Here is a 14,054-nt window from a genome sequence, read left to right as displayed (position 1 = left end):
TTCGCTACCGCATTGGCATCGGCTACAAGCCCTTTTTCGATAACAGCGATATTCTCATTGATCACTTTTGCCATCTGTCCGAATTCGTCTTCGGATTTCAGATCAATTGTTTCTGCTTTTGCGCTTTCTCGATTTAGGAAGCGGAAGAAGGAGAGGAGGCCGGTTTGGATATTCGATAGTGGACTTAACGCTTTTTTTAGGAGAAGATAGACTATTCCGGAAACAAAACTTAGTATGATAATAGAAATGATTAAAATCAGATTTCGTATTTCATTACCTTTTTCTTCAATTTCATCCACATAGGTTCCTCCGACAATGAGCCAATTCCATTCATCAAATGCTTCAAAAGCTGAGAATTTAGTTTCATTTTCCCATTCGTAAGTAATCATTCCGCTTTTTTTAGCAATCATCTCTTTAACAAATTCTAAGCCATTTGAATCTTTAGTCTCTAAATTGTTTTTGCCCTGTAGCGTCGGATGGTATAAAAATACCCCTTGTGTATCTCCTGGTTTTGAATCTACAACGTAGTAGTATCCAGTTTTGCCAATCTTAATACTTTCGATATTTTTCATAAGTTTTTCTAACTCAGCAGAAATATCAAAACCTATAAATAAAATACCGATAATCATACCATTTTGTCTAATCGGTATATATTTAGTCATATAGTCTTTTCCGAAAAGTTTTGCTTTCCCTACATATTCTTCACCGTTGAGTACTTTTTTGTAGCCTGGGTGTTTTGTATCCAGTTTGGTTCCTATCGCACGTGACCCATCTTCTTTTTTTAGACTGGTGCTTACTCGAATAAAATCGTTTCCTTGTTTAACGAATATTGTTGCTACTGAGCCTTTGGTCAATGCTGAAAATCGATCAACTTTTTCAAAATTTAAATTTAAAGTTTCTCCATTAGCGGTAATAACAGGTGTGTCAAAATCACCTATTTTTACTGTTCTTGACGTATCAAGGGCTACAGTGTTACCGAGGATACCGGCAAAAGTTCCGCCTAATTGATCCGCAGATGATTTTGCAACACTGTTAAATGTTTTAATCGTGCCAAGAATAAGTGTTAACTCATTTTTGATCGATTTTTCATCAGCCTCATTAAGTGCGTCATAGGTTTTATTGGATGCCATATAAGATAAAACAGATATCCCTATGAATATCGATAGCAACGTACTGAAAAGTACTCTGTTTACAACAGATTTTTTAAGAAACTCCATGTATATCAACTCCTTATTTTGTTTTTTTAACTAGTTACTCATAGGTAAAAAGTAAAACAATAGCTGACATTATCACGACATTGTGTTGCAATATTGTTGCAAAAGTAAAGTTAAATTTTACCTTTATCACAATGGTGTTAAAAAATAAATTTCATTTAATATAAATAAAAGAATTAAAATGATTAGAGAACTTATAAGTAGTTGCTAGGTCATATTTTTGCTAGTTCAGATTGCTTTGTTTTGTAATAATTTTGAGAGATTTGGAAAATGATATTGCACTATATAGTGAAAGAGGTTATTGATGATTTCGATTGGAAGAGAGTAATGAAAGTTTTGAAAAGCCTTTTAAAGTAGGCTTTTCAGTAATTAAGAAAGTGTTTTATGCTTCTTTTGGAAAACAAAAACGGTATCCTCTACGGCGCACGGTTTCAATAGTAGTGATACCGAGCGGTTTATCCATTTTTTGGCGAATTTGGTTGATCGCAACTTCGATAACATTCGGGGTGACAAGCTCAGGCTCTTCCCAGATGGCATCCAACAATTGCTCTTTAGAGACGATTTGATCACGATGACGCGCAAGGTGAGTCAAGACTTCAAACGGTTTCCCTTTGAGTTCGATCTCTTTTTCTTTATAGATGATTTTTTCCTCTTCAGGATTGATCGTCAAGTCATCGATTTCGATGATATTGCTACCGCCAAAACGCAAACGCGCTTCAATTCGAGCTACAAGGACATCAAAATCGAACGGTTTACGGATATAATCATCAGCACCTGCTTTTAGAGCTTCAATTTCGCTTTCGTTGTCATCACGAGCGGAGAGGACAACGACTACGGTTTTCGGAGTGTTGCTTTTAATGTCTGGGATGATATCGACGCTGTTACCGTCCGGCAACATCCAATCCATCAAAATTAGGTCATAGTTACGGATATCGAGATAATACTCGCCGTCTTTTAAAGTTTCGACGACATCGCTTTGGTAACCAAATTCTTTGAGCCCTTCTGCAAGGGTTTTGTTGAGGGTTACTTCATCTTCAATGATCAGAATACGCATTCAGATTCCTCATTTACGGAAATTTTGCCGAAATGATACCATACTTTTAGAATTTTTTAAACTTTTTTTCAATTTTTTTTAAAAAATGAAATTTTTTTGAACACCGACGGTGCAATTTGGAAGGATATCAGGTTTTCTAAGGGTGAGGGTGAGGGCCTGAATGGGCGGAAAATAATTTTTAAGTACTACACTGAGGCTTTCGAGTGCCGTTTCGATCAGTCCAAACTGCTCAGTTTGCATGGTTTTCTCGATCATTTGGGTCACATCGGCATAATTAACGAAGTCGTTGTTCGTATAAGAATAGTCAATACTGCAATCGATTTGCACCCGCTGAGGGGTAGTGCGTTCGTGGTCGAGAATACCGATGATGGTATCAAAAGTCAGTTTCTCGATCAGGATTTTCATGCGACTTTTTTCTCTTCGCCTTGAAATAGGCGGATGAAGTTAGGGATATGTTTATAGAAAAGGATAAAGGCGATAAAGAGTACCGGAGCATGGAACATCGCAGGGTAGAGAACAAAGGATGCTACGACAAGAGCTAAAAGGCCGAGCATCGAAGAGAGAGACGAAATACGGATGGTTTTCGCTGCAACTCCCCAAATTACCAACGCGATTGCCGTTGGGATCGGAAGCATGACAGCCATTACACCCATTCCGGTCGCAACCCCTTTGCCTCCCTCAAACCACATGTACGGACTAAAGCAATGCCCGATAACGGCGAGGACGGCAACCATCCATTGAACGCTGTCGCTCATTTCAAAATATTTGGCGGCGAGGACGACAATGATCCCTTTGAGCGCATCGAGGGCTAGCGTTGCGGCTCCGAGTTTTTTGGCAAGGCCGGGGTTCGTCTCTTTGACAACGCGCAATACATTGGTTGCGCCGATGCTTTGCGATCCAGATTCGGTGATGTTGACTCCGGCGAATACTTTTGCCAAAATAAGTCCGAACGGGATCCCGCCGAGAAGGTAGGCGGCTAGGTAAAACTGAACATTGAGATTAAATAAAAAATCCATAATAAGTGACTCTTTGTTGGTAAATTTTGGATGGTATTATATTTCAAAAGATATAATAACATCCTAATGAGAGTAAGGAATGGTTTTGAATACTAGCACAGAAGAATTAAAACAAAAAATTATTGATCTTAAAAACCGTCTCAGCGTCACCGTCGTAGCACACTTCTATCAACGAGACGAAGTGTTCGAGATGGGGGATATCACGGGTGATTCGCTGGAACTTGCCCGTCGTACCATGGCGGATGATAAAGAGTTTGTCGTATTTTGCGGTGTCGGTTTTATGGGGCAGAGTGTCAAAATCCTCAGCCCCCACAAGCGGGTCGTGATGCCCAAACTCGCGTGCTGTGCGATGGCGAAGATGATTGACGGGCTCTATTATGACGAATCGATTGCCAAGCTCGAAGCCGCAGGGATCGCGCAAGAGAACATCCTCCCAATCACCTACATCAACTCCAATGCCGACGTCAAAGCGCGTGTGGGGAAAATGGGGGGAATGGTCTGCACCAGCTCCAACGCGAAAATGATTATTACCAAAGCACTCGCGGAAGGGAAAAAGATCCTTTTTGTCCCCGATCGCTGTCTGGGGCAAAACATCGCCAATATGATGGGACTGAAATCGTGCGTACTCGGTGACGGAACCGATCCCAAAGAAGCCGACATCATCTGTTACGACGGATTTTGTTCGGTGCATCAGCTTTTCAGTGTTGATGACATCGAGTTTTATCGCGCCAAATATCCCGGAATTTTGATCGCGGTTCACCCTGAATGCGACCCCGCTATTTGTGACCGCGCCGATTTCGTCGGTTCGACCTCACAACTCATCAAGTACATCATGGAACTCCCCTCTGAGCAAAAGGTGGCGGTAGGGACAGAGTTTAATATGGTCAACCGCCTCCGTCCATCCAATACGTATATTCTTTCTTCTACAAAACCCGAATGTCCGACGATGAACGAGACGACATTGGAAGATTTATACAATGTCCTTAAATCGATCGAGGACGGTGCTCCGATTAATGAGATCGAAGTGGATGAAGAGACGGCGTATTGGGCGAAAATTGCGTTAGAGAGGATGATGGCGTTATGATCGAACAATTTATCCGTGAAGTATTGGCCGAAGATGTAGGACGTGGGGATTTGTATGCGCGGGTTTCGGAAGCGGTTCCCGCCTCTGCAAAAATCATTGCCAAAAGCGACGGTGTAATCGCAGGAGAACTCTATTTGAGTACTTTGGCCGATATTGAAAAATTTACGATTGTCTGGCATAAGCGAGACGGGGATCGGTTTGTCAAAGGGGATATCCTGATGGAACTAAGCGGCGATTCGCATACGCTGCTGCGGATTGAGCGGACGTTGCTGAATATGCTGCTGCATGCCAGTTCTATTGCGACGTTGACCCGCAAATATGTCGATCTCATTGCACCGTACGGAACAAAACTTCTCGATACCCGAAAAACCCGTCCTCTTCTGCGCAATTTTGAAAAATACGCTACCCGCATCGGCGGAGCGACGAACCATCGGATGGGGCTGGATGATGCGCTGATGCTCAAAGACACCCATCTAAAAACCATCGTCAATTTAGAGAGCTTTATGGAAGAGGCACGTAAAAAGATTCCGTTTACCTCCAAAATCTAGATCGAAGCGGAAGATTTTGAGATGGCGGCTCACGCGATGCGATGCGGTGCCGATATCGTTATGTGCGACAATATGTCCATCGAACAGCTTAGCGAAGTGGTCAAGTACAAATGGGAACACCACAGCGGAGTGTTGCTCGAAGCAAGTGGCAATATTACCCTTGAGACGATTGAGGGCTATGCACAGAGCGGAGTTGACGCAATCAGTACAGGATCACTCATCCATCAGGCTAATTGGATTGATATCTCCATGAAGATGGATTAATCTGTGGCTGACGATCAAGAAAAGACCGAAGAACCCACCTCCAAGAAGCTCGAAGATGCCCGTGCAGAGGGGAATGTTGCTAAAAGTCAGGATATCGTAGGGGTTGTTGTCTTATTTGTCGCCATTTTGGCGGTGATAATGATGTTTAAATTTATCGCCGATCGGATGCTCCATCTTACCCAATATTATTTTTCTCTGATGAATCAGCCGCTGGATCGTGAGCTGATGTTTACTGTCGCGGTGGAGACAATGAAAGAGTTTCTCATCATGGCGCTGCCTATCTCGATTATCGTAGCGGTTGCAGGGGTATTCGGTACGGTGGCGCAGATCGGATTTAATTTTACCACCAAACCGCTCGTCCCCAATTTTTCAAAACTCGATCCGATCAAAGGATTCGCGAATCTTTTCACTCTCCAAAAGGGGCTTGAGTCACTCAAGATAACGTTGAAATCTCTGACGGCGCTTGGGATCGGGTTTCTTTACTTCTGGTATTACGTTGAAGAGCTTCCGACGGTTGCGCTGTTTAATCTTCAAGATCAGATGGGATGGCTTCGGGACAAAGCGATCGTTTTAGCTTCGGTGATGCTCATCATCATTTTTATCTATGCGATTATCGATCTTTTTTTGGTTCGAAAACAGTATTTTGACAAACTCAAAATGTCGCTTCAAGAGATCAAAGACGAGATGAAGAATATGGAAGGGGATCCGCACATCAAGGCAAAAATACGCCAGATTCAGATGCAGGCGGCCCGAAAACGGATGATGTCTTCGGTTCCGACCGCCGATGTCGTCATTACCAACCCGACCCACTATGCTGTGGCGATAATGTACGACGAGAACAAGCACAATGCTCCGGTCGTCGTGGCTAAGGGGGTTGATAATATGGCGATACAGATTAAAAAGATAGCGCGTGAAAACGGCGTACATATTGTTCAAAATCCTCCGCTCGCACGGGAACTTTATGCGAAGGTCGAGCTTGACCATCCGATTCCCGATCTTTTATTTGCCGCTGTCGCCGAAGTGTTGGCGTATGTCTATAAGATGGGTAAAAAGAAGAAGGGGAGTTCCTGATGGAGCGCTGGGTAGGTCTCCTTTCCAATAAGCGAGTCATCGCTTCGGTTTTCTTGGTCATCATGAGTATTTTGGGGATCGTATTATGGCAACTTGAACAAAAAGTGACCTCCCAAACTCTGGAGCGTCTGAGCGATCAGCTCTCCTTGGCTCTGAACAATCAACTCGAAAAAGAGCGTTCCAATGCGCTGCGATATGCTTTGATCCTTTCGCAAAATACGGCGTTGAGCGATGCCCTGGAACAAGATGATGAAGATAAAGGGTTTAAAATCCTCTCAAAAGGGATGGAGTCGATCAAAGTTCATACCGATTCGCTGATCCGGTCGCAGGTTATCACCTCCGATTATGTGATTTTTGCCCGCAGTTGGGATAATTCGTATGCGGGGATGCCGCTTGAATTTCATCGTCCCGATCTGCTCTACTTTCAAACCCACAAGAATCCCCGTTCGGCAATCGAAGTAGGACGAAAACTGGGGGTCAAGGCGACGGTTCCGGTCTATCATGACGAAAAAATGCTCGGGTTTGTGGAGGTTGTTTCCTTTTTCGAGTCGACGCAGGAATATTTTGACCGTTTGGGGATTGATCTGTATGTCCTCATGGATGCGAGGTTTTACGAAACAGCTGTTTTTATGCAGGAAAATCCCGCCATCGGAAAAGAGTATATTTTGGCTAATCCTAAATACACTCAGAGCGATTTGAAGCTTCTAAATAAAATCGACTTTAAAACACTGAAGCATACGCACGTTATCTACAGCGGCGGGCGGTATCTCTTTTTTGAACCGATGAAAAACGGGGAGGGGGAGACAATCGGGGCATTTGTCTTTTCTCTTTCACCGAAGCAAATCAATGCCTATGCCCATTCGGATGAGGAGGATATTGCGTTTCTTATCCATCTTTCGCGGAATGAACTTTACGATGTCATGGTAAAGAAATCGCTTGACAACGGACTGTTTCAAAGCGTATACGACAAAGAGCTATTGTATCTCAAAGATACAGTGGCCCCCGAAGATCGTGAGCTTTTTTTGCAAGAGGCGCATGAGCGGCTGGATTCGTATTCCAAAGAGGAATTGATCGGGATAATGTTAAATTATAAAGTAACCAAAGAGATTAAAGGGGAGATAAAATGAGGGTATTACTGCTCGAAGACGAGTATATGCTGCGCGTGAGTATCACCGAATTTTTGAACGATCTGGGATACGAAGTAATGGGGTTCAGCAATGGCGAAAAGGCATTCGATGCGATTTATGAAACCCACTTCGATCTTTATCTCCTGGATGTCAATGTTCCGGGGATGAGCGGTTTTGAGCTGCTTCGCGCTTTACGCAAAGAGGGGAATAAAACACCGGCTATTTTTCTTACTTCGATGGTGAACGTCAATGATTTGCAAGAAGGGTATAGTTCGGGATGCTGCGATTATATTCGTAAACCGTTCGATCTGACCGAACTGCAGCTGCGTATTATGCATGCCCTTAAAAGCCATTATCACGAAGGTGAGAATAGAATCGATTTCGGCGGCGGATTGGTCTATGATACGGAACATTTTAGCTTGAACCACAACGATAAAGCGATCGCCCTCTCCAAAACCGAAAAAGAGATTTTTGCCGTATTGCTCAAACATACCAACCAGATTGTCTCGGTTGAGATGTTTCAAGATGAGATTTGGGGTGAATACGTCGATCCGGCAAATATACGGGTGCAGATCAACAATCTCCGCAAAAAACTTCCGCTCGACATTATCCAAAACCGTCGCGGGCTGGGATACATCATTGAACGATAAGCTCTACGCGCTCAAAAACGCATTTATCTACACCATGCTCGTAGCGGTTCTCTTGCTGGTACCGACCTATGTGTATGTCGCCTACATGAAATACGTTTATGAGATACAGTATGAGTTCAAACTAAAACGGCAATCGCATCTGATCCTCCGATCGATGGAAGAGTTTGATGTCAAGGAGAAGCAGGTATTCGATTATCCGCGGTTTAGATCGTTTCAGTCTGGATTGTACGATGAGCATTTCAAGCCGCTGTTTTCATTGATTGAACGCCCCCTTGAGAATCAAAAAGTGGGATATTACGTCGATAACGGATATGCCTATCTCATCATCGCTTTGCCTGAACATCACTATTTTGATGCGACCTATCTGGTGGTAGGCGGAGAGCTGATCTATACGCGCATCTATCAGGATGTGGTCATGATCCTTCTCTCCATCGCCGTACTTATTTTTGTCCTCTCCCTCTTTTTTTTAGACCGGTTTGCCTTGCCGTTTCAGCGTGTAAATCAGAGGCTGGACCGTTTCATCAAAGATTCAATGCACGAAATTAATACGCCTCTTTCGATTATCAACGTCAATATTGATCTTTACAATCGTGCCAACCCTCAAAATAAATATCTACGGCGGATCAAAGCGGCAACGAAAACCCTCGCTACACTCTATAACGATATGGATTATCTGATTAAAAATGAACGGCTCTCTTTTGAATATGAAGAGATTGATCTAAGTCGCTACCTTCAAGATCGTATCGATTACTTTTATGAAGTTGCGGCACTGAAAAACATTGCGATCGAGTCTCGGATCGAGGACGATATTTTTATACGGTTTAATCCGACGCAGTTGCAGCGGATCATTGATAATAATCTCTCCAATGCGATTAAGTACTCTCACGAAGAGGGGAAAATCGAAGTAATTTTGGAACGTACCGAAGAAAAATGTGTGATGAGTTTTCAAGATAACGGTGTTGGAATCGACAACGTAGAGCGGATTTTTGAACGCTATTATCGTGAAAACAGTGACAAAGGGGGTTTCGGGATCGGATTGAATATCGTAAAATCCATTATCGACAAAGCCGCGATAGTGCTTCATATTGATTCGGTTTATGGGAAGGGGAGCACGTTTAGCTACACATTTTCTCCTCCTATCTTCATTCTTTAGTTTTTATCTCCATTTTTTACATTAATTTTACATTCCTCCTTTAGAATGCTCCTTGTAATAAGAAAATCAAGGAGAGCCAATGCGAATAGCCATTATTCTTGGAATTGCCACATTGCTCGGAGCAGCTGATTTGTCATCAGTGATCGAAAGCCCCGATGCTACGGCTATTTTAAAAAAAGATGCCCTTCCTGCACCTAAAGTGTTTGCAATGCCGCAAGGGTGTATCAGTGAAGATCCTGCCGTCATTGCGCGGGGAAAATACATTTTTCATAATCTTAACGGTAAAGATGCCAAAGATCCAGCCCCTCAGGGGTTGGTCAAAATCCTACCGGATGGGAAAGAGAAACAATTCGGAAACTGTGTCGCTTGTCACAATATCGAAGGGGCAAAAGGGTACGGAAATATCGGTCCTGATTTGACCAATTATAAAGGGCTGTTCATGGAGAGCGGCGCTCGAAAACATGAATTTGTCTACCAAAAAATCGCCGATGCCCGTGTCGACAATCCAACGACGCATATGACGATCAATTTGACTAACGATCTGATGAACGAGCGCGAAATCTGTGATTTGGCATCGTATATCGTATTAAAAAAATAATTCTTAAGGAGAGACTATGGAACGCAGATCATTTTTAAAAGGATTTGGAGTTGTAGCGGCATGCGCTACATTGTTGCCACATGTAGCCAATGCGGCGGACGAAGCTAAAAAGGTCGCAGGACCCAACGAGATGAATTATGAGAATGCCGTGGCGGCGATTACCGGAGGAAAACCTCTAACCCCTTCGGCGAAAGTGGTGATTGTTGCTCCTGAAATTGCTGAAAACGGTGCGGTTGTGCCGGTCAAAGTAACGGTACAAAGTCCGATGAGCGACAAAGATTATGTCAAAGCGATTCATGTATTGGCATCTAAAAACGGAAATGTGCGATGTGCGAATGTCTATCTGACTCCAGCGAACGGCGAAGCGTATTTCGGTACCCGTGTCAAACTTGGCGGAACGCAAGATGTTGTGGCAATCGCTGAGATGAGCGACGGAACCTTTTTGAGTGCAAAACAAAATGTCAAAGTAACGATCGGCGGATGCGGTTGATTCGATCAACCCTATAACGTTTAATAAAAATTGATAAAGGATTCACATTATGAAAACACTGATTAAAATCAAGCCGAAAGAGTACAAAGTCGGAGACGTAGTCAAAGTTGACTTTATGGCGATGCATCCGATGGAAACCGGAATGCGTAAAAACAAAGATACCGGAGAGATTATTCCGGCGCAGTATATCGATGAAGTAAAATTTCTTTTTAACGACAAATTGATTACGAAAATGGTCATTTGGGAATCGTTATCGGTTAATCCGCTGATGAGTATCAGTTTTAAAGTGCCGGGTGCAGGGACACTTAAAGTGATTGCCAAAGATAACAAAGGGCAAAGCGTCGAGAGTATCGAACAAATTACTCCAAAAGGATAAATCGTGCGTAAATTATCTGTAAGTGCCACATTGATCGCTCTGGCGCTTTTGAGTACGGCAAACGCCGAAGAAAAAATGAGTATGTCTGATGCAGACAAAGCGATGTACGCTGAAATGCTCGAAAACAATCCTGCGGCAATGGATGTGGCTGAAGGAGAAGAGATGTTTGAACGTCTTATCGGAAACGAAGCCTATGCCAAAATGCTGGGGGTCAAAGAGAAAGATCTTCCGAAATATCTCTCGGGATTCCCTCGTGTTGTCAAATCGGCAGGCAAAGTTGTAACGATCGCCCAAACACTTCAAATGGCGATGGCGGATCGGGGTCAAAGCGTCCCTAAGCTGGAGAGTAACGAGATTATCAAAATGTCGGCATACGTGAAATCGTTGGCAAACGGACTAAAAACATCCATTGATGTCAAAAGCGATAAGCAGATGAAAGAGATGATGGCGCTCGGTCAAGAGGTATTTGAACAGCGCCGCGGCGGACGGGGACTCTCGTGCAACAGCTGTCACAGCGCCGATATTATCGGTCAGCGTTTGCGTATGCAGCCGCTTCCGGATCTTGGGGTAAACAAAGCGGCGGGTACGTGGCCGGCTTATCGTATGACCCAAAGTCAGATGGTAACCTTGGACAAACGTTTTCAACAATGTATGGAGAATGCGCTACTCGCCAAAATCCCTCTCGGTTCTCGCGAAATGGTAGGGCTTGAAGTCTATGTGACGAATAAAACCAAAGGCAACGAGATTCAAATCCCGGGCTTGAAACGCTAAGGGGGCTAAGATGGATGTATCACGTAGAGATTTTTTCCATATAGCTGCCGCTTTAGGGCTGGGTGTGCCGGCATTGTCTTCGGCTGCAACAGGAGCAACACGGATCGATGAGGTCGGATTGAAAGATATTTATTCGTTCAATGCGCGCGGTAACGTAACGCTGCTGCATATCTGTGATATGCATGCCCACATCAAACCGCTTTACTGGAGAGAGCCCTCGACGCTTATCTCCGCGCCAAATCTCACGGGTACTCCTGGATTTTTGTGCGGTGAATCGTTTTTGAAGCATTACGGGATGAAAGGCAAAACCCTCGATGCCTATTTCGATACCCATATGAACTTTGACGCTTTGGCGCATAAGTTCGGGAAAATGGGGGGGATTTCCCACATGAAAACCCTCATCAACCATATCAAAAAAGAGCGCGGAGCAGACAATGTATTGCTTCTCGATTCAGGTGATACGTGGCAGGGTACCGGATTGGCGCTCAAAACGACCGGCGAAGCGATCGTCAAAGCCCAAAATTATTTGGGTGTAGACGTAATGGTCGGTCACTGGGAATTTACCTACGGTAAAACGAGGGTTAAAGAGCTTATCGAGATGTTAAACGCAACGTTTATCTCTCAAAATATCGTTGGCGATGATTCGTTTGCCGACGATTTTGAAGAGCTTATTTTCAAACCGTATACGATTATGGAAAGAGGCGGTGCCAAGATCGGTATCATCGGTCAGTCATTTCCGTTTACCTCGACGGCAAACCCGAAAGAGTTTACGCAGGGGTGGAGTTTCGGACTTCGTCTGGATACCCTTCAAACGTATGTGGACAAACTTCGTAAAGAAGAACAGGTGGACTGTGTTGTCGTATTATCGCATGACGGATTCAGTGTCGACCAAGAGGTAGCACGCCAAGTCAAAGGGATCGATTTTATCCTCAGCGGACATACGCATGATCCTTCTCCTCAGCCGACCGTCATTAACGGAACGGTGATCGTCATCGCGGGAAGCCACGGAAAATACATCGGACGGCTCGATATCGATATCCAAAACCACAAGGTTAAAGGGTACGAGTATAAACTGATCCCGGTTGCGGCAAACTTGATTCCGGCTGACCCGGAGGGTGAAAAACTCGTTAAAGAGCTGTACTCACCGTACGATTCCGAACTCTCCGAAGTGTTGGGGATTACGAAAAATACATTGTTTAAGCGCGATACGTTCCAGTCGACGTTCGATCAGTTGATCAATGATTCGATTATCGATGCGATGGATTCGGATATCTCTTTTACCCCGGGATACCGTTGGGGAACTACGGTACTCGAAGGGGATGCGATTACGATGGATCATGTCTATGATATGACGGCAATCACTTATCCGAATGTCTACACATTCGAACTGACCGGAATGCATATCCGTACCCTTCTTGAAGATATTGCGGATAATGTATTTAATGCAAATCCGCTCTACCAGCAAGGCGGTGATATGAGCCGTTTAGGGGGAGTAACGTATGAAATTCGTGTCGGTGCGGTAAGCGGAAAGCGTATCACCAATATTATGATAGGCGGCAAACCGATTATTGATACCAAAGTATACAAAGTCTCATCATGGGGCGGAAATTTGCAAAATGCCGGGGCAAATTTAAAAGAAAACTTAACCCGCCCTGTGTATGATGTCGCATCCGCGTATATTCGTCGTCAAAAGAATGTCAACATCAGCGGCAACAGTAATGTTCGGCTGATGGATTATGACTGTGGATGTCCGAAAAAAGGTGCACGAGGGTGTTGATCACCCCCGTGTCGATTTTAATTTAAGGAGTTAGGAATGAATTTAAAATTAAGTGTTACGGCTGCGGCCGTATGTTTACTAGCAATATCGGCTCAGGCAGCAGACGAACTGACCCGTGCATTCACTGAGGGGAAACTGGACGCACGTCTTCGTTTGCATTACATTAGTACCGATTGGGATAATAACGATCAATGGGAAAGAGCTAATACCGGCGTTTATAATTTAAATAAGCCTGATCTTGACAGCCAAGGGATGGCAATGGGTGGAAGTTTGATTTATAAAACAGCACCCTTCCGCGGTGTTAGTATCGGCGCAGGATTGTATGCGACGCGTGGATTGGGCGGGATGACCGACGATGACAACGGTGTTAATGCAGGACATCCTAAAAATACGACATCAGCGGATCTTTTTGCCCCCGGTCCGGGTGCGGATGGGAATTACGGGCGGGGATATAATGTCTTGGCTCAGGCGTATCTCCAGTACGATATCGCCAAAACGTCTCTTAAAGCGGGTCGTATGCTGATGACCAATCCGTGGATCAATCCGAATGATACCAAAATGATTCCGATTGCCATCGAAGGGTATGAAGCGGTATCCAATGATTTGTCTAACACAATGATTCAGATTGACTATGCCGATAAAATCAAAGAACGCGGTATGACTTATTTCGGTTCGATGGCCGATACGGGTGATACTCCCGATGCGATTAAAAACTATTATCGCACCCATTATAATGTAACAGCAAATATCACGAATAGCGATCAGCTTTTGTATGGGAATGACTCTGCACCCGCTGTAGTTGTTTTGGGGGCGAAAAACAAATCAATTGACTCCCTTGAACTTCAGGCTTGGGGAATGCAT

General features: G+C 44.1%; 15 protein-coding genes and 1 pseudogene. 12 read left to right on the top strand and 4 right to left on the bottom strand.

Annotated features, from left to right (window positions below; translation table 11 throughout):
• The 4 genes from Q0C19_RS06515 to plsY form a co-directional block, all read right to left on the bottom strand.
• Positions 1–1,217 (bottom strand): Cache 3/Cache 2 fusion domain-containing protein (locus Q0C19_RS06515; protein WP_295054131.1); only part of this gene is annotated, 1,217 nt, incomplete at its 3' end.
• A gap of 379 nt (positions 1,218–1,596) precedes the next feature.
• Entirely contained in the window at positions 1,597–2,268 is a 672-nt protein-coding gene (hsrA, locus tag Q0C19_RS06510) for a homeostatic response regulator transcription factor HsrA (RefSeq protein WP_294895609.1), read from the bottom strand.
• Positions 2,269–2,346: 78 nt separating this feature from the next.
• Positions 2,347–2,673: a dihydroneopterin aldolase gene (locus Q0C19_RS06505; RefSeq protein ID WP_295054129.1), complete on the bottom strand. Its 327-nt coding sequence runs from the start codon at positions 2,671–2,673 to the stop codon at positions 2,347–2,349.
• Complete coding sequence (plsY, locus tag Q0C19_RS06500; protein ID WP_295054126.1) at positions 2,670–3,284, bottom strand: glycerol-3-phosphate 1-O-acyltransferase PlsY; 615 nt, start codon at positions 3,282–3,284, stop codon at positions 2,670–2,672. The genes Q0C19_RS06505 and plsY overlap by 4 nt, the downstream gene beginning before the upstream one ends.
• An 85-nt stretch (positions 3,285–3,369) precedes the next feature.
• Between plsY and nadA the strand changes: the two genes are divergently transcribed.
• The 12 genes and pseudogenes from nadA to Q0C19_RS06440 all read left to right on the top strand — a co-directional run.
• On the top strand, positions 3,370–4,368 hold the full coding sequence (nadA, locus tag Q0C19_RS06495; RefSeq protein ID WP_295054123.1) for a quinolinate synthase NadA: 999 nt from the start codon (positions 3,370–3,372) through the stop codon (positions 4,366–4,368).
• Positions 4,365–5,180 (top strand): annotated as a pseudogene (gene nadC / locus Q0C19_RS06490) (carboxylating nicotinate-nucleotide diphosphorylase). Before nadA ends, nadC begins: the two are co-directional and overlap by 4 nt.
• A gap of 3 nt (positions 5,181–5,183) precedes the next feature.
• The gene (gene flhB, locus Q0C19_RS06485) at positions 5,184–6,251 is read left to right on the top strand and encodes a flagellar biosynthesis protein FlhB (RefSeq protein ID WP_295054121.1); all 1,068 of its coding nucleotides are present in this window, start codon (positions 5,184–5,186) and stop codon (positions 6,249–6,251) included.
• A complete protein-coding gene (locus Q0C19_RS06480) occupies positions 6,251–7,378 on the top strand; it encodes a cache domain-containing protein (protein ID WP_295054119.1) in 1,128 nt (375 codons plus the stop codon). The genes flhB and Q0C19_RS06480 overlap by 1 nt, the downstream gene beginning before the upstream one ends.
• Positions 7,375–8,028 carry a response regulator transcription factor gene (locus tag Q0C19_RS06475; RefSeq protein WP_295054116.1) on the top strand — a complete coding sequence of 218 codons (654 nt, stop codon included), beginning with the start codon at positions 7,375–7,377 and terminating at the stop codon, positions 8,026–8,028. The genes Q0C19_RS06480 and Q0C19_RS06475 overlap by 4 nt, the downstream gene beginning before the upstream one ends.
• On the top strand, positions 8,018–9,181 hold the full coding sequence (locus Q0C19_RS06470; protein WP_295054113.1) for a HAMP domain-containing sensor histidine kinase: 1,164 nt from the start codon (positions 8,018–8,020) through the stop codon (positions 9,179–9,181). Before Q0C19_RS06475 ends, Q0C19_RS06470 begins: the two co-directional genes overlap by 11 nt.
• A 79-nt stretch (positions 9,182–9,260) precedes the next feature.
• Entirely contained in the window at positions 9,261–9,779 is a 519-nt protein-coding gene (soxX, locus tag Q0C19_RS06465) for a sulfur oxidation c-type cytochrome SoxX (protein ID WP_295054110.1), read from the top strand.
• A gap of 16 nt (positions 9,780–9,795) precedes the next feature.
• Positions 9,796–10,269, top strand: coding sequence for a thiosulfate oxidation carrier protein SoxY (gene soxY, locus Q0C19_RS06460; protein ID WP_295054107.1), 474 nt, complete (start codon positions 9,796–9,798; stop codon positions 10,267–10,269).
• Between the two features lie 49 nt (positions 10,270–10,318).
• The gene (soxZ, locus tag Q0C19_RS06455; protein WP_295054105.1) at positions 10,319–10,645 is read left to right on the top strand and encodes a thiosulfate oxidation carrier complex protein SoxZ; all 327 of its coding nucleotides are present in this window, start codon (positions 10,319–10,321) and stop codon (positions 10,643–10,645) included.
• A 3-nt stretch (positions 10,646–10,648) separates the two neighbouring features.
• On the top strand, positions 10,649–11,416 hold the full coding sequence (soxA, locus tag Q0C19_RS06450; RefSeq protein WP_295054102.1) for a sulfur oxidation c-type cytochrome SoxA: 768 nt from the start codon (positions 10,649–10,651) through the stop codon (positions 11,414–11,416).
• A gap of 10 nt (positions 11,417–11,426) precedes the next feature.
• Positions 11,427–13,193, top strand: a complete 1,767-nt coding sequence (gene soxB, locus Q0C19_RS06445; protein ID WP_295054099.1) for a thiosulfohydrolase SoxB — start codon at positions 11,427–11,429, stop codon at positions 13,191–13,193.
• Positions 13,194–13,229: 36 nt separating this feature from the next.
• Positions 13,230–14,054, top strand: an 825-nt coding sequence (locus Q0C19_RS06440) for an OprD family outer membrane porin (RefSeq protein ID WP_295054096.1), incomplete at its 3' end; no start/stop codon positions are given.

This window comes from Sulfuricurvum sp. (assembly GCF_023250475.1).
In the GTDB taxonomy this organism is placed as follows: domain Bacteria; phylum Campylobacterota; class Campylobacteria; order Campylobacterales; family Sulfurimonadaceae; genus Sulfuricurvum.
The sequence above is the reverse complement of the archived record's forward strand: the minus strand, read 5'-3'. Positions and strand labels throughout refer to the sequence as shown.

Bases quoted from the DNA above. Each gene is read 5' to 3' on its own strand.
- hsrA (WP_294895609.1), bottom strand. From the start codon at position 2,268: ATGCGTATTCTGATCATTGAAGATGAAGTAACCCTCAACAAAACCCTT.
- Q0C19_RS06475 (WP_295054116.1), top strand. From the start codon at position 7,375: ATGAGGGTATTACTGCTCGAAGACGAGTATATGCTGCGCGTGAGTATC.
- soxY (WP_295054107.1), top strand. From the start codon at position 9,796: ATGGAACGCAGATCATTTTTAAAAGGATTTGGAGTTGTAGCGGCATGC.
- Q0C19_RS06480 (WP_295054119.1), top strand. From the start codon at position 6,251: ATGGAGCGCTGGGTAGGTCTCCTTTCCAATAAGCGAGTCATCGCTTCG.
- soxZ (WP_295054105.1), top strand. From the start codon at position 10,319: ATGAAAACACTGATTAAAATCAAGCCGAAAGAGTACAAAGTCGGAGAC.
- soxX (WP_295054110.1), top strand. From the start codon at position 9,261: ATGCGAATAGCCATTATTCTTGGAATTGCCACATTGCTCGGAGCAGCT.
- Q0C19_RS06505 (WP_295054129.1), bottom strand. From the start codon at position 2,673: ATGAAAATCCTGATCGAGAAACTGACTTTTGATACCATCATCGGTATT.
- soxB (WP_295054099.1), top strand. From the start codon at position 11,427: ATGGATGTATCACGTAGAGATTTTTTCCATATAGCTGCCGCTTTAGGG.
- plsY (WP_295054126.1), bottom strand. From the start codon at position 3,284: ATGGATTTTTTATTTAATCTCAATGTTCAGTTTTACCTAGCCGCCTAC.